The organism is Iodidimonas nitroreducens (assembly GCA_000710935.1).
Classification (GTDB): domain Bacteria; phylum Pseudomonadota; class Alphaproteobacteria; order Sphingomonadales; family Rhodothalassiaceae; genus Iodidimonas; species Iodidimonas nitroreducens.
In genome coordinates this window covers 99,183-120,637 of the sequence record BAYV01000010.1, presented here as the reverse complement: position 1 = coordinate 120,637, position 21,455 = coordinate 99,183, and the positions used below count along the sequence as shown (strand labels likewise).

At 56.0% G+C, this 21,455-nt stretch carries 16 protein-coding genes and 1 riboswitch; of the genes, 6 read left to right on the top strand and 10 right to left on the bottom strand.

Features of this window, described 5'->3' with window-relative positions; genetic code table 11:
- Window positions 1-40 precede the first annotated feature (40 nt).
- The 5 genes from fliF to AQ1_RS04710 form a co-directional block, all read right to left on the bottom strand.
- The gene (fliF, locus tag AQ1_RS04730) at window positions 41-1,741 is read right to left on the bottom strand and encodes a flagellar basal-body MS-ring/collar protein FliF (protein ID WP_042084754.1); all 1,701 of its coding nucleotides are present in this window, start codon (window positions 1,739-1,741) and stop codon (window positions 41-43) included.
- A 215-nt stretch (window positions 1,742-1,956) separates the two neighbouring features.
- The gene (sciP, locus tag AQ1_RS04725; protein WP_042084839.1) at window positions 1,957-2,247 is read right to left on the bottom strand and encodes a CtrA inhibitor SciP; all 291 of its coding nucleotides are present in this window, start codon (window positions 2,245-2,247) and stop codon (window positions 1,957-1,959) included.
- 269 nt (window positions 2,248-2,516) lie between these two features.
- Entirely contained in the window at window positions 2,517-3,890 is a 1,374-nt protein-coding gene (locus AQ1_RS04720) for a flagellar hook protein FlgE (RefSeq protein ID WP_042084752.1), read from the bottom strand.
- A gap of 79 nt (window positions 3,891-3,969) precedes the next feature.
- Window positions 3,970-4,623, bottom strand: a complete 654-nt coding sequence (locus tag AQ1_RS15275) for a flagellar hook assembly protein FlgD (RefSeq protein ID WP_052370957.1) — start codon at window positions 4,621-4,623, stop codon at window positions 3,970-3,972.
- Between the two features lie 22 nt (window positions 4,624-4,645).
- Window positions 4,646-6,667 (bottom strand): flagellar hook-length control protein FliK, encoded by a 2,022-nt coding sequence (locus tag AQ1_RS04710; RefSeq protein WP_042084751.1) that lies wholly within the window; start codon window positions 6,665-6,667, stop codon window positions 4,646-4,648.
- A 268-nt stretch (window positions 6,668-6,935) separates the two neighbouring features.
- On the opposite strand from AQ1_RS04710, the gene mnmA reads away from it, so the two are divergent.
- Both mnmA and AQ1_RS14405 read left to right on the top strand, forming a co-directional pair.
- Complete coding sequence (gene mnmA, locus AQ1_RS04705) at window positions 6,936-8,060, top strand: tRNA 2-thiouridine(34) synthase MnmA (protein ID WP_150006927.1); 1,125 nt, start codon at window positions 6,936-6,938, stop codon at window positions 8,058-8,060.
- 105 nt (window positions 8,061-8,165) lie between these two features.
- A complete protein-coding gene (locus AQ1_RS14405) occupies window positions 8,166-9,836 on the top strand; it encodes a sensor histidine kinase (RefSeq protein WP_052370955.1) in 1,671 nt (556 codons plus the stop codon).
- A 5-nt stretch (window positions 9,837-9,841) separates the two neighbouring features.
- Here the strand turns inward: AQ1_RS14405 and cysN are convergent, their stop codons facing one another.
- Window positions 9,842-11,740 carry a sulfate adenylyltransferase subunit CysN gene (cysN, locus tag AQ1_RS04695; protein WP_042084748.1) on the bottom strand — a complete coding sequence of 633 codons (1,899 nt, stop codon included), beginning with the start codon at window positions 11,738-11,740 and terminating at the stop codon, window positions 9,842-9,844.
- Window positions 11,740-12,642, bottom strand: coding sequence for a sulfate adenylyltransferase subunit CysD (gene cysD, locus AQ1_RS04690; protein WP_042084746.1), 903 nt, complete (start codon window positions 12,640-12,642; stop codon window positions 11,740-11,742). The genes cysN and cysD overlap by 1 nt, the downstream gene beginning before the upstream one ends.
- Window positions 12,643-12,951: 309 nt before the next feature.
- Between cysD and AQ1_RS04685 the strand changes: the two genes are divergently transcribed.
- Genes AQ1_RS04685 through AQ1_RS04675 form a run of 3 tightly spaced genes read left to right on the top strand, consistent with a single transcriptional unit; the run spans window position 12,952 to window position 17,064 of the window.
- Complete coding sequence (locus tag AQ1_RS04685) at window positions 12,952-13,296, top strand: hypothetical protein (RefSeq protein WP_042084744.1); 345 nt, start codon at window positions 12,952-12,954, stop codon at window positions 13,294-13,296.
- A 49-nt stretch (window positions 13,297-13,345) separates the two neighbouring features.
- Window positions 13,346-16,069 carry an MMPL family transporter gene (locus tag AQ1_RS04680; protein WP_042084743.1) on the top strand — a complete coding sequence of 908 codons (2,724 nt, stop codon included), beginning with the start codon at window positions 13,346-13,348 and terminating at the stop codon, window positions 16,067-16,069.
- A gap of 2 nt (window positions 16,070-16,071) precedes the next feature.
- Entirely contained in the window at window positions 16,072-17,064 is a 993-nt protein-coding gene (locus AQ1_RS04675) for a threonine ammonia-lyase (RefSeq protein WP_042084833.1), read from the top strand.
- Here AQ1_RS04675 and AQ1_RS04670 read toward each other — a convergent pair.
- Window positions 17,037-18,170, bottom strand: a complete 1,134-nt coding sequence (locus tag AQ1_RS04670) for an AI-2E family transporter (RefSeq protein WP_052370953.1) — start codon at window positions 18,168-18,170, stop codon at window positions 17,037-17,039. The two genes, AQ1_RS04675 and AQ1_RS04670, sit on opposite strands and share 28 nt — an antisense overlap.
- Window positions 18,171-18,216: 46 nt before the next feature.
- Entirely contained in the window at window positions 18,217-19,425 is a 1,209-nt protein-coding gene (gene metZ / locus AQ1_RS04665) for an O-succinylhomoserine sulfhydrylase (RefSeq protein ID WP_042084741.1), read from the bottom strand.
- A gap of 56 nt (window positions 19,426-19,481) precedes the next feature.
- A riboswitch (SAM riboswitch) is annotated at window positions 19,482-19,560 on the bottom strand.
- Between the two features lie 107 nt (window positions 19,561-19,667).
- Here metZ and AQ1_RS04660 point away from each other — a divergent pair.
- Window positions 19,668-19,997, top strand: coding sequence for a DUF1476 domain-containing protein (locus AQ1_RS04660; RefSeq protein ID WP_042084740.1), 330 nt, complete (start codon window positions 19,668-19,670; stop codon window positions 19,995-19,997).
- A 74-nt stretch (window positions 19,998-20,071) separates the two neighbouring features.
- Here AQ1_RS04660 and purB read toward each other — a convergent pair whose 3' ends face one another.
- On the bottom strand, window positions 20,072-21,373 hold the full coding sequence (purB, locus tag AQ1_RS04655; protein ID WP_042084738.1) for an adenylosuccinate lyase: 1,302 nt from the start codon (window positions 21,371-21,373) through the stop codon (window positions 20,072-20,074).
- Between the last annotated feature and the right edge of the window lie 82 nt (window positions 21,374-21,455).

Genomic DNA, 21,455 nt, shown 5'->3' with positions numbered 1-21,455 from the left:
CTTTTCCCTGCTCATCAAGATGACAATCTCAGTCGTCGGTTCATTCTGCATAAAGCCAGCTTCGGATGATCGCCGCCGCTTCTTCGGGGTGCGCGCGAACGATATTGCCCACCTTCTTGACCGTGGCCTCTTTGATCCGATGATCCACCTGGCTCACATCCACCTCCTGGCTTTGCGGAGCCGGAAGAGCCTGCTGCTGGGCGCGGCTGCGATTGATTGCTTCGATGGCCGCCGGGTCGCCATTGGCGGCGGCTTCTTCCATTTCGGGGGTGATATCGGGGCCTGCCAAAGCCATGCGCGCTTCGCCCGCCTCCAGATAATTGGCGGCACCATTGGCGCCATCGGGAATGGCGAGGATCAAGCGATTGACCAGGGGGCGCACCACGAGCAACAGCACTAAAAGCGAGACAATCCCCAAAAGCAGAATTTCGAGCAGCCCGTAAAGATCATCTTTGCCCAGCCCATAAAGCGAAAATTCCTCGGTCCCATCGGTACCGACCGGTTCTGGCTGCACGAAGGGCAGATTGACCACTTCCACGATATCACCGCGATTGGCATCATAGCCGATGGCCGAACGGACGAGGGTTGTAAGCTGTTCGATCTGGGCAGGCGCGCGTTCCTGATAAATGCGGGCGCCATCGGCATTTTCCACATAGGTGCCATCCACCACCACAGCGACCGAAATGCGCTCGACTTCGCCAGAATCCCGGGTGAGGGTGCGGACCGTGCGCGATATTTCAAAATTTACCGTTTCATCGGTTTTGTTGCTTTGCGATAGTGATCCGCCTTCTCCGCCGCCTTCTCCGCCACCGGCCTCGGCGGCGGGCAGATTATTGCCCACCGTAACATTCTGGGGCGCGCCATCGCGATCGCTGCTGTTTTCTTCGATGCTGCGGGTGGATCGCGCTACCTGACTTTCAGGATCATAAATTTCTTCGTTGGTGACCATGGCATTCATATCGAGTTCCACCGACACCTGCGCCCGCACCCGGCCCACGCCCACCGTTTCTTCCAGAAGGGTTTCCACGCGATTGCGCAATTGTTCTTCCATTTGGCGGCGCTTATCATCCAATCCGCCACCAAATCCCGATCCCATGGCCCCATCACCGCTGGCCAGCAAGGTGCCGGATTGATCAACAATCGAGATATTGCCGGGGCTGAGACCCGGGACCGCAGCGGCAACAAGGGATTGGATCGCCATCACCTGATTTTGGCCAAGGCCTTGGCGCGTTCGCAAAACAATCGACGCTGTGGGGGTGCGTTGCTCGCGGGAAAACAGCGCGCGTTCGGGCATAACAATATGCACACGGGCGGAATCGATGGCGCGGATTTCCCGGATCGTGCGGGCCAGTTCCCCTTCGATGGCGCGCACCAGATTGATATTCTGAACAAAGCTGGTGGTGCCCAAGCCATTGGCCTGATCAAAGATTTCATAACCCATGATGGCCCCGCCCAGCCCTTCGGCGGCAAGCTGCACCCGCAATTCGCTGATCTGATTGGCGGGGGCCAGAATGGTTTTGCCCCCATCGGTCACCTGATAGGGAACCCCCTGAGCCTTTAATTGTTCAACGATCTGGCCGCTTTCCGACATTTCCAAATTGCTGAACAGCAGGCTCATATCCGGCGCTGAAAGGCGCAAAGAGATGAACATGAAAAAACCGATGAGACCGGCGGCCACAACGCCCATGCCCAAAAGGCGGACGGCACCGAAGCTGGCCAGAAGCTGGATCAGGCGATTCACGATTACCCCGCTTTATAGTCATGATGGCCAAAAAGGCCGCCCTTGCTGGAAAGATGCTAGCAAGGAGACGGTAAAGGCGAGGTTAATAATAGGCAGATTCTGCCCAGTTGAGAGCGGTATGGCGCATTTTTTTGAAGGCCGGGCGCGGCAAGGCTGAAAACCGCCCGGCAGGCCATGACAGAAGCGCCATAAAGAAGGGGGCAGGGGCGGAGACGTCAGTGCATCGCCGGTTCTTCGCGATAATGCTGTACCCGCGTGACCCGCAGGCCGGGCAGGCCATTTTGATCGATGGCACGCTGCCACGACAAAAATTCCTCGACCGAGAGGGAATAGCGCTTGCACGCATCTTCCAAGGTGATGAGCCCACCGCGCACAGCGGCCACCACTTCGGCCTTGCGGCGAATGACCCAGCGTTTCGTATTCACGGGCGGAAGGTCGTCAAGGGTCAAAGCTTCACCTGTTGGTCCGATCACTTGCCTCACGCGTTCATTCCTTGTCTGCGCCATATTCAAAGCCTTCGTGCCTATGATGGTCTTGGCCATGATCGGCCAGCATCATCGGCCAGTATCATCGGCAGCCTGAGCTGTCTGGTTGCGATGAAAGGAAGGCTACCCCCGTGTCTTTTAAAAAAGCGCTAAAGGGATCGGTTAACAGCGCGACAATTTTGGTTGCCAGTTCATTAATGATAGCTTTGTTTTCATGGGAAAAGGCGAGAGGATAACCCCTCTCGCCTTGATAATTGGAATGATGATAACAAACAAAAGCGCTGAAATCCCTAGATACGGACCAGTTCTTCGAGAATTTCATCCGCCGCCGAAATAATCCGTGTGGACGCCGAAAAAGAGCGCTGGGTGACGATGAGATCGGCAAATTCTTTGGCCAGATCCACAGTCGATGCCTCAAGGGAGGAGGGCGCAACGGTGCCGGCGCCCCCGGTTCCGGGGAGTTTGATCGAGAAATTCCCCGAGTCATCCGAGACCCCAAAGGCATTACCCTGCAGACGGGTGAGCCCATCGGGATTGGGGAAGGTGGCGATGGGTAACTGGAACACATCGCGCGACAGGCCATTATCAAAAAGGGCCGTCACCACCCCATCATTGGAAATATTGGTGCCGATCACATTACCAAACACCGCCCCATTCACATTCGATGAAATGAGGGTGGAAAGGCTATCGAACTGTGTGATGCCGTCCTTATCGCCTGATCGCCCAAAATTGAAGGTGACCGTGGAGGTGGAGGCGCCGCTCGCAAAAGCGAGATCCGCTGTCGGCGAAATGCGCTGTCCGGCTCCGGGCGTTGTGGGGAAAGTTGCGGCGGGGGCCGGAAAATCTCTGGCAAAGGATTCGATGCCTGAATCCGCACCGAATGTGATGAGACCAGAGAGCACAAGGCCACCATTGCCCGCATTGATCGCTGCTGGATCCTGGGCGAAGATTTCAAAACGGAATTCGTTTGTCCCGGTTTTTACAGCCGCCAAGGTCAGCCCCTGGGCCGCACCCTGACTATCGAACACGGTGATGGTTTGCGCGAAATCCGGCTCAATCGTATCCGCTGTCAAGTCGCCTGCCGCTACAACACCGCCCGGTCCGGTACCGCCTACGGTGGTGGCCGTGAGCGAGGATTGCAGATTGGCGCGCAGGGTGACAACCGATGTGGCTTCTGCCGTGCCGGTCAGCCCGCTTACATTGATCGGTTCCAACGTATTGAGATCGCCGATATTGGTGGGAATATTGCCCTGAACATCAATGGGAAAGCCGAGGAGGAAATTGCCGGCGGTATTTTTCAGAAAACCGGCTTCATCGGGGGTGAAATTCCCCGCCCGGGTGAATTGAATATTCCCTTCAGCAGAAATGGCGCTGGGAGCCGAGCGGACGACGAAAAAGCCCGACCCATCGATCCCCAGATCGGTTTGCGATGCGGTAGAGGTCAAAAGCCCCTGCTGGCTGACCAGCGTTTGCGCCCGCAACTGCACCCCGCCCGGTGAAAAGCGCGAAACCGATTGGGTTTCGGTGACCAGGGTTGAAAACCGGCTGCGGGTTTCCTTATAGCCCACGGTATTCACATTGACGATATTATCGGAAATGATGCCAATGCCTTCGGTGAAGGCCGTTAAGCCCGAAACGCCTGATGATAATGCTGCGAAAGCCATGATGCTTCTCCTTGTGATAAGCGGCGCGGCCGCTTGAATTTTTCAGTGATGTTTGTGTGAAATCTGAAGTCCGTAAAATCTAAAGCCCAACAGCCGAGACTTCATGCAGCGGCACTTTCTGGCCGCCAATGGTGAGCAGGGGGGTCAGCCCCGATGTTTCCACTTCTTTCACCGGGGCCCGCACGAAAAGGGGAGTTTCGATGGGTTTGTTCTCGGCATTGCGGGCATCGATGCGCAGGGTATATTGCCCCGGCGGCACCGGATTATTCCCGCCATCAAAAGAATCGAAGCTCAGCCGGTGAACGCCGAAATTGGTTTGTCCGGGCTGTTCGAAAACAATATTGCCCTGAGCATCGAGAATTTTCACATCCGCAGAGTCTGCGGTCACCGGCAATAAATATTCAAAGCTGAGATCAGATTGGCCATCATGATTGATCGTATCACCGGCAATGGTGACGGTTTTATCCAGATAATTGACGGCCGCAGCATTCTGGCTGAAGGCGGTCAGGGTCGCCAGATCTTCCAGATTCTGATTGGACTGGATCTGTTGTTCCACCCCCGCAAAGGAGACGAGCTGGCGGGTGAATTCATTGCTGTCTGTGGGTTCCAGCGGGTCCTGATTTTGCAATTGCGAGGTGAGGAGGGTGAGGAACGTATTAAAATCCTGGACCAGCCCGGTTGTCGCTCTTTGCGCTTGTCCAGATAGGCCCGCGGTAATGCTTCCGATATCCATAGGTTTATTCCTTTATACTGGATCAAACGACGATATTGAGCCCGTCGCTGAGAGTGAGATCGAGCCGCTTCATCGTCATGGAGAGATCATCCGCCGGATTTTCGGACTGATCGGCCCCTTGATCGCTGGCTTGATCAGGGCTGGCGTGTTGGTCGCTATCCTGCGCCAAATGGGCAAAGGCCGATCCGGGATCGCGCCCGCCTTGTTGATTGAGCGAGAAATTGAGGCTGTTTGAATCGGTCTTCAAACCGGCATCCTGAAGCAAGCGTTCCAGCGATCTCGCATCACGTTGCAGCATATCGAAGGCATCGCGATTATCGGCTGAAATCATCGCCTGCACGCTGCCATCCTTTTGCATGGCCAGTTTCACCTCGATCCGTCCCAATTCGGGCGGGTCCATGCGAATGGTGAAACGCGATTGACCATCCATCGCCGCGCGGGCAATGCCGATCCCCACCTGATTGGCCGGGCTTTGAGATTGCGCCCGGGCGAGCAGGCTGCCTTTATCCGCATCCTGCGACAGAGTTTGGATTTGCCCTGATGGATCGACAGGGCCGCTGCCTTGCACCGAAATCTGGCCTGATAATTGGCCTGCAAGGGCTTCAAGGCTTGATAGCGGATTGAGCGGGCCACTGCCCGGAGCCACCCCAGTCTGGCTGGCAGTCTGGCTGGTATTCTGATTGGTATTCTGATTGGCATTTTGGCCAAGAGGTTGCTCTGCGGCCTGTTTCAGCGTGGCGGCAAAATCAGCCGCATCATGGGCCCCTGTGGTTTTTGGCGAAAAGGCATCAGGGGTCGCCCCGCTTGCAGAAGCGCCCGTCATGCTATTGGCCGATGTTGATGCAGTGCCATTGGCCTGAAGCGTTGCGGCACCTTCTATCCGGGAAAACAGCCCCGGTCCGGCCCGTCGATTGCTGCCATTGAGTTGCAGATCATCAGTGGGGGTGATCTGAGTTTGCAAGCTTTGGGCAATGGCCGTGGGGGCGGTGCTGGCCATCAAATTCTGGCTTAATGCTGCGGGGTTTTTGGCCGCACTGCTATCCAAGGCTTCGGCGATTGTGTTTGCGGTGGCCTGATCGATCTGCGGTTCAGCCTGTAGCTCTGAAATGGGATTTGCGGATTGATTTCGATTGGCGGCTAAAAGCTCTGCCCCATCGATCGATCCCGATACTGCATTGGCATCAAGTGCCTCGGTTCCATTCTGTGTCGCCAAATCCCTGAGGGCTTGTTCATTGATGGCGAGATCGCTATCCGCAACTGTAAAGGCGGCGCTTTGGCTTGCGGCCTCCTCATCCCCGATCAATTTGGGGCCGGTGGTGACTTGGGCAATGATTTCAGATGGGGTTTTGGATGGGGTCGTAGGCTCGGCTTGTGGGGCCGCGCCCTGCTCTGCACCCTGATCCGGCATTGCTTTTGCATCGCCAGCCAAATCCGGATCGGGGATTGCGCCAGATAGATCGCCCATGCTGTTGCCCGTGGCTGTGGTCGCACCCTCGGCCCCTTCGCCGGAGCCGGTCGAAATTCTGGCAAGGGCGCTGTTGAAGGCCGCCTGTTCGCTGGACGTCATCAGGCCCGGTGTCTCCAGATCGATCAAGCCAGCAAGGGTTGCAGAGGATGGCAAATTCATGGGCGCGGCATTGTCTGTTTTGGCTGCCGCATTCAGAAGGCTTTGGCGAATATCGGCCGGCAGATTTTGCAAAATATTGGGTGTGGCACTTTGGCCAAGGCCCTTGATCACGCCATCATTCATCTGTGGGGCAGCCGTTTGGCCAGCCGTTTGGCCAGCAGTTTGGCCACTAGTTTGGGGCGCGGTTTGAGCCGCATTTTGAGTTGTGGTCTGATCAAGGCCCAAGATGGGTGCACCCGCCTTTTGGGGGGCAAGATTTTGGGCCAGAATCGCTAAAAAGCCCGATGCGCCGCCTTGTGCCTTATTAAAAGCGGTGGCGTTTGGCCCTGTGGCCGCCTTTTGCCCGGCAAAGACAGAAAGACCAGCCTTGTCCGAAGCCGGGGGGGGCGTGGTGCTGATGGAATCAATAAAAGCCATGATGCGCTTGCTCGCTGTTATGTCGCTCAGAACAATGCAATGATCGGGCCAATTTGATGAATTTCTTTAACGTATTGAAAAACAATGATTTATAGATGGTAATCAGGATATTAAGGATGCTTTATAGGGAGGGATCAGGCAATCTCTGCCCCATGGATGGCGGCTTTTGCCGGATGTTGAATTTTTGCGGCAGAAGATTATAGTGCGCCGCGTGAGCACATTATTAGACAAGCTGATCGCCGAGGCCGCCCATTGGTCGCCCGGAACATTGAATGGCCTTGGGTTTGACCGGGCGCCAGCCGATACCCGTGTGGTTGTGGCGATGTCGGGCGGGGTCGATAGCTCGGTGACCGCAGCTTTGCTGGCGCGTCAGGGCTATGAGGTGATCGGCATCACCTTGCAGCTTTATGATCATGGGGTGGCGGTTCAGAAAAAGGGCGCCTGTTGTGCCGGGCAGGATATTCACGATGCCCGCAGAGTTTGTGAATCCTTGGGCATTCCCCATTATGTTCTGGATTATGAAAGCCGCTTTTCCGATGCCGTGATGGATGATTTTGCCGATAGCTATCTGCGTGGTGAAACCCCAATTCCTTGCGTGCGCTGTAATGAACGGGTCAAATTTCGCGATCTTTTGCAAACGGCACGGGATTTGGGGGCGGATTGTCTGGCGACCGGGCATTATGTGCAGTCTTTCCCCGGGGAGGGGGGCTGGCGCCTTTTTAAGGCGGTGGATGCGCGCCGGGATCAAAGCTATTTTCTGTTTTCCACCACCCGCGAACAGCTTGATTTTCTGCGCTTCCCCTTGGGCGGGCTGGAAAAGCCGGATGTGCGGATGCTGGCCGAAGATTTCGGGCTGATCGTAGCCGATAAACCCGATAGCCAGGATATCTGCTTTGTGCCGCAGGGCAATTATGCCAGCGTCATCGAACGCCTGCGCCCCGGTGCCGCTGATCCCGGCGAGATCGTTCATCTGGATGGCCGGGTTTTGGGCCAGCATGAAGGGATCATTCATTATACCATTGGCCAGCGCCGGGGCATCGGGGTGGGGGGCACTGCCGATCCGCTTTATGTGGTGAAGCTGGAGCCTGAAAGCAGGCGGGTGATCGTGGGCCCCAAAGCGGCTCTGGATATTGGCCGTTTCATCGCCCGCGAGCTGAATTGGCTGGGCGAGGACCGACCAGAGACAGATGAACAAGATGTATTCGTGCGCATCAGAAATACGCAGGAGCCTGTGAAAGCGCGGGTGCGGCTGCTTGATGATCGCCGGGCGCAGATCACGCTGTGCACGCCACAAGCGGGCATTTCCCCCGGACAGGCGGCGGTTTTCTATGATGGCGATGAAGTGCTGGGCGGGGGATGGATTGAGCGGACCGAAAGCCCGTTGGCGAACTGAAACTCTGGCCCCGCTCATGCCATTGTGATGGGGTGTGCGCCATGATTAAAGATTAATTTACATCCCCATGAGATCGTCTGATCTCAGCGATCCTTGGGATATGTAATGAACAAAAATAAGAAAGGCCATTCGGCGCTGGGGTCCGAGGCCGATGACATCAAGGTTTTTATGCCGCGCCGGATTGTGCGCCGGGCTCAATTTCTGCATCTTTTGCAATTCATCCCGATCATGTCGATCATGAATATCGTGGTGGCGATTGTGGTTTTGGGGGTTTTATATCCCCATGCCAATCCCCTTTATGCCAGCCTCTGGATTTCTGTGATCATCGGGCTTTCGCTTTTCAGCCTGTGGAAAGCCTATCAGATCAGGCGCTATTTCAACCCCGAAGCGATCCAGGGTCGATCCTTGCGCGCCTCCTTGATCTTTACCATCATGATGGGCCTTTCATGGGGGGCGGCGGAACTGGTTTTTGGCTTTGCCGATAATGAAAATGTTCATATTTTCATTGCCTTTATCGCCATTGGCCTCACAGCGGGCGTGGTCACATCCCTGTCACCCTTGCCGCGTCATTGTTTGGCCTTTTCATTAACAGCCATGCCGCTTTCGGTTTTATGCATGCTCTATCATGGATCGCGCGAAGGCTTTGCGATGGGCCTTTTGCTGATCGTTTTCGTGTTGGTGCTGGCCTATATCGCCTTTCGCAGTTTTCATGCCTTTATGGAAGCTCTGCGCGATAAACAGGCTTTGCAGATGGCCCATATGCGGATCAGGGATGCCATTGAAAATACAGGCGAAGCTTTTGCCATTTTCTCGGCCGAAGGGGAATTGCAGCTTGCCAATCGGATGTTTCGCGATTTTTTCCCCGATGGCAATGCTGGCAATGCCGGGGCCAATCTTGAACCGGGCCATCAGCTTGTACAGCCTTTGGCAGGCGGGCGCTGGGTGCAAAGCACCTTGCGGCGCACATCATCCGGCGAATTGGTCAGTGTTCATGCCGATATCACCCATTTAAAGCAGCAAGAACAGGAATTGATCGAGGCGCGAAAACAAGCCGAAAGCGCCAATCAGGCGAAATCTCAATTTCTATCGGTGATGAGCCATGAATTGCGCACGCCCCTCAATTCGATCATCGGTTTTGCCGAATTGATCGCCCGGGATGATATTCCCATGCCCGCTAAAACCGTGCGGGATTATAGCGTTCATATCAAGGAAAGCGGACGCCATCTGCTCGAACTGATCTCTGGGATTCTCGATCTGTCGCGGATCGAAGCGGGCCGTTATGAATTGCAAGAAGAAAGCATCGATCTGGAGGAACTGACCCAATTGGCGCTTAATCATATGGCCCCCATGGCCACCAAGGCGGAGATTGCCCTGGAGCTCGATTGCAAGATGGATTTGCCCATGTTGCGGGCGGAACGCCGGGCGCTGCGGCAGATTTTGCTCAATCTGTTGTCGAATGCGATCAAATTCACCCCGTCCGATGGATCGGTGAGGTTGTGTGTGGATATGCCTGAAAAGGCCATCCAGATCAGAGTGATCGATAGCGGCATTGGCATTGCGGCCGAAGATCTGGATAAAATATTCGAGCCGTTTCAGCAGGTGGATAATAGCCTGTCGCGACAATTCCCCGGAACCGGCTTGGGGCTGCCATTGGTTAAAAACCTTGCCACATTGCATCAGGCCAGCGTGACCGTGCAATCAGCACCCGGGAAGGGAACGGAATTCACCGTGCAATTCCCGGAAAACAGAACGCTGATGGCCGAGGAGACGGCTTAATGCGGTCAATCGCTTAACTGATCAAGATAATCGATCACCTGCCCGGCGCATTCTTCGGCCGAGGAGAGAGCGGTTTCAAGGGTGAGTTCTGATGCCAAAGGCGGTTCATAGGGGCTGTCGATGCCCGTGAAATTCTTGATTTCACCCATTCGTGCCTTTTTATAAAGCCCTTTGGGATCGCGCTGTTCGCACAGGGCGATGGGCGTGTCCACGAAAACCTCGTGAAATTCATCCTCCGGCAAAAGATCGCGGGCCATCTTACGTTCGGATCGGAAAGGCGAGATGAACGAAACCAAAACGATCAAACCGGCATCAGCCATCAGGCGTGCGACTTCGGCAACCCGGCGGATATTTTCCACCCGGTCCACTTCGGTAAAGCCCAGATCCTTATTCAAGCCATGGCGGATATTGTCGCCATCCAGCATATAGGTGTGTCGACCAGCGGCATGAAGGCGCTTTTCAACCAGATTGGCGATGGTTGATTTGCCCGATCCTGAAAGCCCGGTAAACCACAAAACAGCCGGTTTTTGCGCCTTCATCGCGGCGCGGGCGGCCTTGTTCACATCCACCGCCTGCCAATGAATATTGGTGGCCCGGCGCAGGCCGAAATCGATCATCCCGGCCCCCACCGTGCCATTGGTCATCTTGTCGATGATGATGAAACTGCCGGTTTCGTGATTATCGTGATAGGGATCAAAGGCGATCTGCTGATCAAGGCTGATATTGGCAACCCCGATATCATTAAGCTCAAGCCGTTTGGTGGCGGCTTGTTCGAGGCTATTGACATTAATACTGTATTTTAGCCGGGTCACCACCATTGAAACCGTGCGAGCGCCGCTTTTCAGCAGATAGGGCCGCCCGGGGATCAGCGGTTCATCGGCCATCCACACGATTTTCGCCTCGAATTGATCGGAAAGCCCGGCCCGGTTTTCGGAGTGGCAGATCACATCGCCGCGCGAAATATCGATTTCATCTTCAAGGGTGAGGGTGATGGCTTCACCGATCGAGGCACTTTCTCGCGTTCCATCAAAGGTGACGATGGATGATACCCTGCTGCTTTTGGCCGATGGCAAAACCACGACAGGATCGCCCACCGAAATCCGCCCGGCGGCGATGGTGCCGGAAAATCCGCGAAAATCCAGATTAGGGCGATTGACCCACTGCACCGGCAGGCGAAAGGGGCCTGTATCATCAGCATCGGCCACGGGAATGGTTTCAAGCTTGGCGAGAAGGGTGGGGCCATTGAACCAATCAAGGGCCGCCGTGCGATGCAGAACATTTTCACCCTTGAGCGCTGAAAGCGGCAGGCAGCTGACATGATCATAGCCAATGGTTTTGGCAAAGGCTTCATAATCGGCGCGGATCTGATCAAAAACCGTTTGGGAATAATCCACCAGATCCATCTTGTTGACGGCTAAAATGATATGGCGCACACCCAAAAGCGAGCAGATATAGCTGTGGCGGCGGGTTTGGGTGAGCAGGCCCTTGCGCGCATCCACCAAAATGATCGCGGCATCGGCGGTCGAGGCGCCGGTGGCCATATTCCGGGTATATTGTTCATGGCCGGGGGTATCGGCCACGATGAACCGGCGCTTGTCGGTGGCAAAAAAGCGATAGGCCACATCGATGGTGATGCCCTGTTCGCGCTCGGCCTCCAAACCATCGAGAAGAAGCGCCAGATCGATATCCTGACCCGTGGTGCCCATTTTCCGGCTGTCTTTTTCAAGGCTGGCCAGTTGATCTTCAAAAATCATTTTGGAATCAAAGAGCAGGCGGCCAATCAGGGTGGATTTGCCATCATCCACGCTGCCACAGGTGATGAAGCGCAGCAAATCCTTTGATTCCTGTTCCTTCAGATAGCGGATCAGGGCTTCGGGCGCTTTTCCCACGGATTGATCATGCATCAGAAATAGCCTTCCTGCTTCTTTTTTTCCATCGAGGCCCCATGATCGCGATCGATCACCCGACCTTGCCGCTCGGAAGTGCGGGAAACCAGCATTTCCATGATGATCCCTTCCATATCCGTTGCCTGGGATTCAATGCCGCCGGTAAGGGGATAGCAGCCCAAAGTGCGAAAGCGGACCATGCGTTTTTCCACGGTCTCTCCTGCATTGATGGGCAGGCGATCATCATCGACCATGATCAGCGCGCCATCGCGTTCCACCACCGGACGTTCCTTGGCAAAATAAAGCTCGATGATGGGGATTTTTTCCTGATAAATATATTGCCACACATCCAATTCGGTCCAATTCGAGATGGGAAACACCCGCATGCTTTCGCCCTTATGGATGCGGGTATTGTAGATGTGCCATAATTCAGGACGCTGATTTTTAGGATCCCAGCGATGCTGGGCTGAGCGGAAAGAAAAAATCCGCTCCTTAGCGCGGGATTTTTCCTCATCGCGCCGGGCGCCGCCAAAAGCCGCATCGAATTTATAAAGGTCGAGCGCCTGTTTGAGCGATTGGGTTTTCATGATGTCGGTATGGATGGCAGAGCCATGGCTGATCGGCCCCACACCCTGTTTCACCCCGTCCTGATTGATATGAACCAGCAGATCAAGGCCCCAATCTTTGGCGAGTTGATCCCTGAAGGCGATCATCTCGCGGAATTTCCAGGTGGTATCCACATGCAAAATGGGAAAGGGCAAAGGCGAGGGATAAAAAGCCTTGCGCGCCAGATGCAGCATGACCATCGAATCCTTGCCGATGGAAAACAGCATCACGGGATTGCGGCATTCCGATGCAACCTCGCGAATGATCTGGATGCTTTCGGCTTCCAGACGCTGTAAGTGGGTCATCTGTGACATGGGATGAGCGTGCCTTCCTGCTGGATAATCCGTGCCTGTTCAGCTTAAGTCAGGACCTAAGCCAGATGGCCCGATCTTTCAACGAAAACTCTTGGCTTTTTGCCTGCGGCTTTGGGCATTTTTCCTTTTCGCATGATTAAGCTAAAACATATCTTTAATCATCGAGCCGCCCATGACAATAATCGCCTGCCGCTTTTCATGCCAGAATAAAGGGCAGCTTTTTGAAACAGCGCTAAAGCTCATTTTTGAAAAAGCGCTAAAGCTCAGCCCAGCCCTGAAGCCCATCAATGAAAAAAAACGGAGTGCACAATGCCGATGATCAGGCTCAATAATCTGCAAATGCGGACTCTCGCCTTATTGCAGGAACTGGCTGAAAAATCCGAATTGGCCTCCACCAACGAAGAGACCGGCGAAATTACCCTTTTCAATCTGCCCCAAGCCCATAAAGAGGCCCATGGCGATCATCTGCATATTGGCCGCCTCACGGTTTCCACCCGCTTTGCCAGTGGGCTTATCAATCCCAATGTGTGGGGAACATTGGAACGCAAGGGATTGGCCCGGGCGAACTGGCCGCATGCCATCACCATCACTGCCGAAGGCTTGGCATTGAAAACCGGGATCAGGGAGAGCATGCTGGCCGCCAGCGATCATTGATCTCTCATCCTCCTCCATAATCCTAAAGCGCAGGGGCAAGAAGCACATCGTGAAGGCGACATTTGAAACCCTTATCGAGCGCCTCCTGTCCTTTGTGGTGGCGCAGGCATGGCAAAAGCCCCGGCGCGTTGTGGCCATTTTGGGGCTTCTTGTTTTGCTTTCGGTTTATGCGGCGATCACGTCCCTTGGGATCAATACCGATAGCTCTCAGATGATCGACAGCCGCGAGGCTTTCCGGCAAAACGCCATTGCCATGGATCGTGCCTTTCCGAAATTGCGCGATCAGATCCTTGTTATCATCCGCGCCGAAACCCCCGATGAAGCTGATCATGCAGCCAGCGAACTCGCCAAAGCCCTGCGCCAGCGCCGTGATCTTTTCAGCGATGTTTTTGCCCCTCGGGTCGATCCCTATTTCCAGCGTCAGGGGCTTTTGTTTCTGCCCCTTGATGATCTGATGGATTTGACCGGGCGGCTGTCCAGTGCGGCCCCTTTGTTGCAATCTTTAGTAGAGCATCCAACATTATCCACCTTTTTCACCGAATTAGGACGAATTTCTGAGGCGAGCGAGGATGGCGTTGATCTGCCGATGATCGCCGGTGCCTATGATGCGGTGAATGAAACGGTTTCGGCCCTTAATAAGGGAGAGGCAAGGCCGCTTTCATGGCAACAGATGTTTGGCGAAACACAGGCGATCAACCAGACTGTTCTGGTGGTTCATCCGGTGCTGGATTATCAATCCCTGCAGCCCGCCCGTGCCGCCATTGATGGGCTGCGTCAGGCCATTGCCGGGCTGCCCGCGCCTGTTCTTGAGGCCGCCAGCATTGCGATCACCGGCGATCTTGTCTTGCGGACCGAAGAATTGAAATCGGTGTCGCAGGGGATCGAGATATCGGCCCTCATCTCCCTTGTGCTGGTGGCGGTTATTCTGGTTGTGGGGCTGGGGCGTTGGCAATATGTGGTGGCGGCCCTGGCCTCGCTTCTTGTGTCTATTCTCCTTACATCCGGGGCGGCGGCTGTTTTGATTGGCGAGCTTAATCTGGTCTCCATCGCCTTTACGGTTTTGCTGATTGGCTTGGGTATTGATTTTGCCATTCATTTGATCCTCGCCTATGCCGAGCAAAGCCGCGATCATGATGATCAAGGCGCCGCTATGGTGCAGGCCATAGAAAAGGCGGGCCCGGCTTTGGCGCTGGCTGCGCTCACCACGAGCGTTGCGTTTTTTGCCTTCGTGCCCACCCGATTTGTGGGCATGGCGCAATTGGGGGTGATTTCCGGGACCGGGGTTTTGCTGGCCTTTATCATTGCCATGACCCTGATCCCCGCCTTGCTGTCACTTTTTCCTTCGGTCAAAACATCCGCCAAGCCGAACGGCATTGCGGCGAAAGTGGCAGCAGGCCGCACCATCAGGCGGCTGCAGGCTTTTGGCCAACGCTTCAGCGCGCCACTGGCGGGATTGCTGATCGTGCTGGGTTTCCTGTCATTGGGCCTGATGGATAAGGTGCGTTTTGATGCTGATCCGATGCATCTGCGTGATCCGCAATCACCCGGGGTGGTCGCGTTCGATCTGTTGTTTGATCGGCCGCAGGATTTTCCCTATAGGCTGAATTATCTCAGCCCATCCCCTGATGCGGCTTTCGATTTTGCGCAAAAGGCAGAAGCATTAGACACTGTCGAGGCTGCGATCACCTTGAATGATTTCATCCCTGATGAACAGGATCTGAAACTGGCGGAAATTGATTTTCTGGCGGGTGATCTGGTTTTTGTCTTGCAAAGTGGTGATGATCTCGCAGCTCGGATGGCCGCCTTGCCCCCCACGGATGCCCGCGCGGCTGAACTGGCAGTGGCGGATCTGATCGCGGATACTCAAATCGTAGGCGCGATTGATCCCGATAGCCCAACGGCCGAGGCCGCCGCCCGGTTGAATGAAAGCTTGCAGGTTTTTTTCCAGGCAGCGCGCCATGATCCGGCGCTTTATGATCGCCTTGATGAAGCCCTGATGCGCTATTTCCCGATGCAGATGGCGCGATTGCGCCTGCAATTGACGGCCCGGCCCGTGGAGATGGAAAGCCTGCCCCCGGCGATCAGCAGGCGGTTTATTTCGCCCGATGGTCTGGTCCGGGTCGAGGTGCTTCCCGCCCATGATGTGCGCGATCAGGAGGCCCGCCGTGTTTTTGTGGATGAAGTGGCTGAAATTTCCCCGGATTTATCGGGGGGCGCCATTTCCGTTCTGCGGGCGGGTGATGTGGTGGGGCAGGCGATGGTGCAGGCATCATTGCTGGCTTTGGCGCTGGGATCGATCCTTATTTTTGTGCTGATCCGGCGGATTGGTTTTATCTTTATTGTGATGGCCCCGATCCTTTTGGCGGGGGTCCTCACGGCGGCCATCGGGATTTTGATCGGGCTGCCCTTTAACTTTGCCAATGTGATCGTTTTGCCCCTGCTGATTGGTTTGGGGGTAGATAGCGCCATTCATCTGGCGATGCGGGCGCGCCATATGGCGCTCGAAAAACAGGCCGATCCGGGCCAGAGCGGGATGGCCGCGCTTTTTTCCAGCAGCACACCCCGGGCTGTTGTCTTAAGCGCGCTCACCACCATCGGCTCCTTTGGCTCGCTGGCTCTTTCCCAGCATCGTGGAACCGCCAGCATGGGGATGCTGCTGATGATCGCGATCAGCATCACGGTGCTGACAACCCTGGTGGTTCTGCCATTTTTATTGCGCTTTGCCGATGGCTTGTCAAAACGTCTCAAAAATAAAAAAGCCCGCAAGGAATGATCATGCACCATCATGAAGACGATCTCGACCTCATCGGCATCGCGGATATCGAGGACGCCGCCGAAGCTTTGGCCGGGGTGGCCCTGCGCACCCCGCTTATGGAACATCCGATTTTAAACGCGCGGGCGGGGGGCCGGGTTCTGGTAAAGGCGGAATGCCTGCAACGCACCGGCTCATTCAAGATCAGGGGGGCGTATAACCGCCTGTCACGCCTGAGCGCGGATGAGCGTGCCGCAGGGGTGGTTGCCTTTTCGTCGGGCAATCATGCCCAGGGAGTGGCCGAAGCCGCAAGGCGCTTAGGCGTGCGGGCCCAGATCGTGATGCCCCATGATGCGCCCGCGATCAAGCGCGAGAATACCCGCGCTTTGGGTGCTGAAATCATTGCCTATGATCGCTATACCCAAAACCGCGAACAGATTGCGATGGATCTGTGCGCCCAAAGCGGGGCGATCTTGGTGCCGTCTTATGATGATCGTCAGATCATTGCCGGGCAGGGCACTGTGGGGCTGGAAATCGCCGATCAGGCCAAAAAGCGCGGATGCACGCTCGATGCCGCCCTCATCTGCGTTGGCGGCGGCGGCTTGATTGCGGGCAGCGCCACGGCCCTGAAGGCAGCCTTTCCGGCCATCGCAGTGCATGGGGTCGAGCCTTTGGGCTTTGATGATACGGCCCGATCCTTGAAGGCTGGAAAGCGGGTGGCCAATGATCTTGAAAGCCGCTCGATCTGCGATGCTTTATTGGCCCCCATGCCCGGGGCCCTGACTTTTGCCCATAATCGGCAGCTTTTAGAGAGCGGCGTGGTGGTGACAGATGATGAGGTGAAGGCGGCGATGGCCTTTGCCTTCGAGCGTCTGAAGATCGTTGTCGAGCCGGGGGGCGCTGTGGCTCTTGCGGCGGTGCTGGCCCATAAAATCGAAACCCGTGATCGGATCATTGCCATCGTCCTTTCGGGGGGCAATATCGGGCTTCAGGATTTTTCGGCCCTCATGGCCTGATCGTCTTCGGGGGCGTCTTCATTTTCCGCCTCGCGCTGCTGGCGGGTGAAGCGCAAAAGCACCATGGCGATGGTCAGGATCACCGGGCCCAAAAGCAGGCCCACGGCCCCAAAGGCAACGGCACCGCCCAAAACCCCGATGAACACGGTCAGGGTTGAGATATGCCCGCGCCGGGACACAAAAACCGGGCGCAGAAAATTATCGATGGTGCCCACCAGAAGCGTGCCCCATAAAAGCATCCCGATGGCTTCGACCCATTGCCCTTGAAAGGCCAGAACAAGGGCGGCGGGGACCCAGATCAGGGCGGTTCCCCCCACCGGGAATAATGAGAAAATCGCCGCCAATACGCCAAAAACCACGGGGGCCGGCAGCCCGGTGACCGCCAAGGCAAGCCCGGTCAAAGCCCCTTGAATAAGGGCGGTGAGAACGGTGCCGAAAACAATCGCATGAACGGCATTGGCGATCCGTGCAAACAACAGATCGGTGCGCTGATCCGACATCGGGACCAACGCCTTTGTGGCATTGAGGATTTTTCGCCCATCCCGCAGCAGGAAAAACAAAACAAAAAGCATGATCACAAAAGCGGCCATGGTGCCGATGGCCCCCAAAAAGACACGGCTGCCAAAGGACAACAGGATTTTCGCGCCTTCCTGAATACGAAGATTGAGCCATTGGCCAAGCTCATCGATAGAAACATCGAACATCTGCTGCATCTGGTCGATCAGATCGCCGATGATCGGCACATCCATCACAGATTGCAAAATCGAAAAATCGCCTTTGGCCGCTGCCTGCTGCATCGGCTCCAAAAGATTGGCGGCCTGGGCGGCAAAGGCCGCCAGCAAAAGCGAGATCGGCCCCAGCAGAAAGAAAAAACTCAAGCCGGTGAGGATGATGGCAGACAGATTGTGCCGAGCTCCCAGCGACCGGCTAAGCCAGAGATGCGCGGGGTGGAGCAGAAAAGCGATGATCGCCGCCCAGGCCAAAGGTGCCATGAAGGGAGACAAAATGAGCCAGACCAGATAGCCCAATATCAGCACGGCGAACAAAGCAAAGCTGCGTGCATAAAACAGGCGGCCCGGCAAGGCAGATGCGCGCGCGTTTTTCATGGGGCCCCTTTCCTGTCCGTGACCAACGCCCATATGTGCCGATGAATTATGGCGCGCTTGCGGCCAGTGCGGCCAGTACATCTTCCACCAGATCGTCTTTATCCTCAAGGCCCGCGCTCAAGCGGATCATGCCCGGGGTGATCCCCATTTCCAGCCGGGTCTGTTCATCCAGCGCCTTATGGGTCGTGGTCCAGGGATGGGCGGCAATGCTGCGGCTATCGCCCAGATTATTCGATATATCGATGATGCTGAGGGCGTTCAAAAAGCGGAAGGCCTGTTGGGCGCCGCCGGGCAAGGTAAAGGTGACGACGGTGCCCCCGCGCTTCATCTGCCGCTGCGCAAGATCGGCCTGTTTGAACCCGGGCAGGCTGGGATGCAGACAATCGATCCCGGCTTGGGACATTGCGGCGGCCAGATGATCGGCGCGATCACACATGGCATTCACCCGCAGTTCAAGGGTTTCAAGGGATTTTAAAAGCAGCCATGCATTGAAGGGCGAAAGGCTGGGCCCGGTATGGCGCAAAAAAGGCCCCAATTCATCCACGATGATGGCAGCACTACTCAAAATGATTCCGCCCAAGGTGCGGCCCTGGCCATCGATATGCTTGGTGGCCGAATAGCAGACCACATCGGCACCCAGGTCCAGCGGTTTTTGCAAAATAGGTGAGGCAAAGACATTATCCACCACCAGCCGCGCGCCCGCCTCATGCGCCAGATCGGCAACCTTTTGGATATCGATGATCTCAAGGGTGGGATTGGAGGGGGATTCGAGGAAAAACAGCTTGGTATTGGGGCGGATAGCACGCTTCCATTCGTCCAGATCGGGGCCGTTGACGGTGGTGGTCTCTATGCCATAGCGGGGCAGCAATTCATCGATCAACCACCGGCAGGAGCCAAAAAGCGCCCGGCCAGCGACCACATGATCACCGGCGCGCAGCAGCCCCAAAAGGGCGGCATTCATGGCGGCCATGCCGCTGGCAGTGGCGGCGGCGGCTTCGGCGCCCTCAAGAAGGGCCATGCGTTCCTCGAACATGGCAATGGTGGGATTGCCCTGCCGGCTATAGGTAAAGCCTTCTTCTTCGCCTTCAAAGCGGGCCTGAGCGCTTTCGGCGGTGGCATAGGCAAAGCCTGATGTCATGAAGATGGCTTCTGATGTTTCGCCTAAATTGCTGCGCAGGCTGCCGCCCCGGATGAGCTGCGTATCGCGCCGCCATTTTTGGGTGATCTGGCGATCAAAGCCGGTTTTATTTTTCATGCTGAAGCGCCTTTCAAGTTCATAAGCAAAGATCTGCCCAACCGGCGCATGAAGAGTCGAGGCAAGCCCCCACCTTTTAGCTGCTTTTTTTACGTGGCCGCAAGCCGGTCGGACCAAATCACCACGGGCCCTAAAAAAGCGCGTAAAATTCGGTTCGTCAAGCTTTGTGAACGCTTGCGATGCGCGAACAATGTGATTACATCGTGAAAGACCCATTCATCACCGAAAATCAAGGACTCCAGATGAGCATGTTCAATGACCGTGAACAGAATTTTGAAGCGAAATATGCGCTGGATGAAAATCTGCGGTTCAAAACGGCCATGCGCCGCAACAAGCTTCTGGGCCTGTGGGCGGCTGCCGAATTCGGCATGAGCGCTGAAGATGCGCTGGCCTATGCCAAAACGGTGATCGATTCAGATTTTGAAGAAGTAGGCGATAAGGATGTCATCCGTAAGGTTTTGGCCGATTTCCGGGCCCATAAGATCGAGATGACCGAGCATCATCTGGAGCGTCGCTTGCAGGAATGCATGGAAGAAGCCCGCAACGAGATCATGCAGGAAAATAATTTCTAAGCCTCGGATGCGAGCGGCCAGAGGCCGCCCGTAAGCCTCGGATGCGAGCGGCCTAAAACAGATCAGCCAAAAATCTATCGGCCAAAAACGCGGTGGAAAATCGTTTCCACATGTTTGGTGTGATAGCCCAGATCAAAAAGCCCTTCCAATTCGCCTGCGCCAAAGAGGTCCGCCAGTTCGGGATCGGCTTTCAAAAGGTCGAGCAGATGATCGCGGCCATCGCTTTCCCACACCTTCATGGCATTGCGCTGAACGAGGCCATAGGCCTTTTCGCGGCTCATCCCTTTTTGGGTGAGGGCAAGGAGCACCCGCTGGGAATTGACCAATCCCCCCAAGCGATCCATATTGGCGCGCATCCGATCAGGATAAACCAAAAGCTTATCCATCACCGAAGTGAGGCGGGCCAGCGCGAAATCCAGGGTAATGGTGGCATCGGGGCCGATCATCCGTTCCACCGATGAATGGGAAATATCGCGCTCATGCCATAGCGCCACATTTTCCATGGCCGGAAAGGCATAAGAGCGCACCATGCGGGCCAGCCCGGTGAGATTTTCGGTGAGCACCGGATTGCGCTTATGGGGCATGGCCGAACTGCCCTTCTGGCCGGGTGAGAAATATTCCTCCACCTCCAGCACTTCGGTGCGTTGCAGATGGCGGATTTCCGTGGCCAACCGCTCTACCGAACTGGCGATCACGCCCAAGGTTGCAAAATACATGGCATGGCGATCACGGGGGATCACCTGGGTTGAAACAGGTTCGATGGCCAATCCCAGTTTTTCGGCTACATGGGCTTCCACATGGGGATCGATATTGGCAAAGCTGCCCACCGCCCCTGAAATGGCGCAGGTCGCCACTTCTTCGCGGGCGGCGCGCATCCGGCTTTTGGCGCGGTCGAATTCGGCATAGGCTTGCGCCATTTTTAGGCCAAAGGTGGTAGGCTCGGCATGGATGCCGTGGCTGCGGCCAATGGTGATGCTATCGCGATGTTCATGGGCGCGGCGTTCCAGCACCGCCAAAAGCGCATCGAGATCGGCAATCAACAGATCGGCGGCCCGCACAAGCTGGATGTTAAAGCAGGTATCCAGCACATCGGATGAGGTCATCCCCTGATGCACAAAGCGCGCTTCCGGCCCTACATGTTCGGCCAGATTGGTGAGAAAAGCGATGACATCATGTTTTACTTCGGCCTCGATCTCGTCGATCCGCGCCACCTCGAACCGGCCGCGCTCCCACACGGCTTTTGCCGCTTTAGGGGGGATGATGCCAAGCGCTGCCTGCGCATCACAGGCATGGGCTTCGATCTCGAACCAGATGCCAAATTTGCTCTCTGCCGACCACAGGGCGGTCATTTCGGGGCGGGAATAGCGGGTGATCATCGGTGGGTCTCCGGGCGGGTGATGGGGCAGGCGCGGTTTCCCTAACATCGGGGGGCGATGCTGGCAAGTCGCCGCATTTTTC

What these genes read in the sequence shown, in the direction of transcription:
- sciP (WP_042084839.1), bottom strand. Translation starts at nt 2,247, where the DNA reads ATGGCGCAGACAAGGAATGAACGCGTGAGGCAAGTGATCGGACCAACA.
- AQ1_RS04720 (WP_042084752.1), bottom strand. Translation starts at nt 3,890, where the DNA reads ATGGCTTTCGCAGCATTATCATCAGGCGTTTCGGGCTTAACGGCCTTC.
- AQ1_RS15275 (WP_052370957.1), bottom strand. Translation starts at nt 4,623, where the DNA reads ATGGATATCGGAAGCATTACCGCGGGCCTATCTGGACAAGCGCAAAGA.
- AQ1_RS04710 (WP_042084751.1), bottom strand. Translation starts at nt 6,667, where the DNA reads ATGGCTTTTATTGATTCCATCAGCACCACGCCCCCCCCGGCTTCGGAC.
- AQ1_RS14405 (WP_052370955.1), top strand. Translation starts at nt 8,166, where the DNA reads ATGAACAAAAATAAGAAAGGCCATTCGGCGCTGGGGTCCGAGGCCGAT.
- cysN (WP_042084748.1), bottom strand. Translation starts at nt 11,740, where the DNA reads ATGCATGATCAATCCGTGGGAAAAGCGCCCGAAGCCCTGATCCGCTAT.
- cysD (WP_042084746.1), bottom strand. Translation starts at nt 12,642, where the DNA reads ATGTCACAGATGACCCACTTACAGCGTCTGGAAGCCGAAAGCATCCAG.
- AQ1_RS04685 (WP_042084744.1), top strand. Translation starts at nt 12,952, where the DNA reads ATGCCGATGATCAGGCTCAATAATCTGCAAATGCGGACTCTCGCCTTA.
- AQ1_RS04675 (WP_042084833.1), top strand. Translation starts at nt 16,072, where the DNA reads ATGCACCATCATGAAGACGATCTCGACCTCATCGGCATCGCGGATATC.
- AQ1_RS04670 (WP_052370953.1), bottom strand. Translation starts at nt 18,170, where the DNA reads ATGAAAAACGCGCGCGCATCTGCCTTGCCGGGCCGCCTGTTTTATGCA.
- metZ (WP_042084741.1), bottom strand. Translation starts at nt 19,425, where the DNA reads ATGAAAAATAAAACCGGCTTTGATCGCCAGATCACCCAAAAATGGCGG.
- AQ1_RS04660 (WP_042084740.1), top strand. Translation starts at nt 19,668, where the DNA reads ATGAGCATGTTCAATGACCGTGAACAGAATTTTGAAGCGAAATATGCG.
- purB (WP_042084738.1), bottom strand. Translation starts at nt 21,373, where the DNA reads ATGATCACCCGCTATTCCCGCCCCGAAATGACCGCCCTGTGGTCGGCA.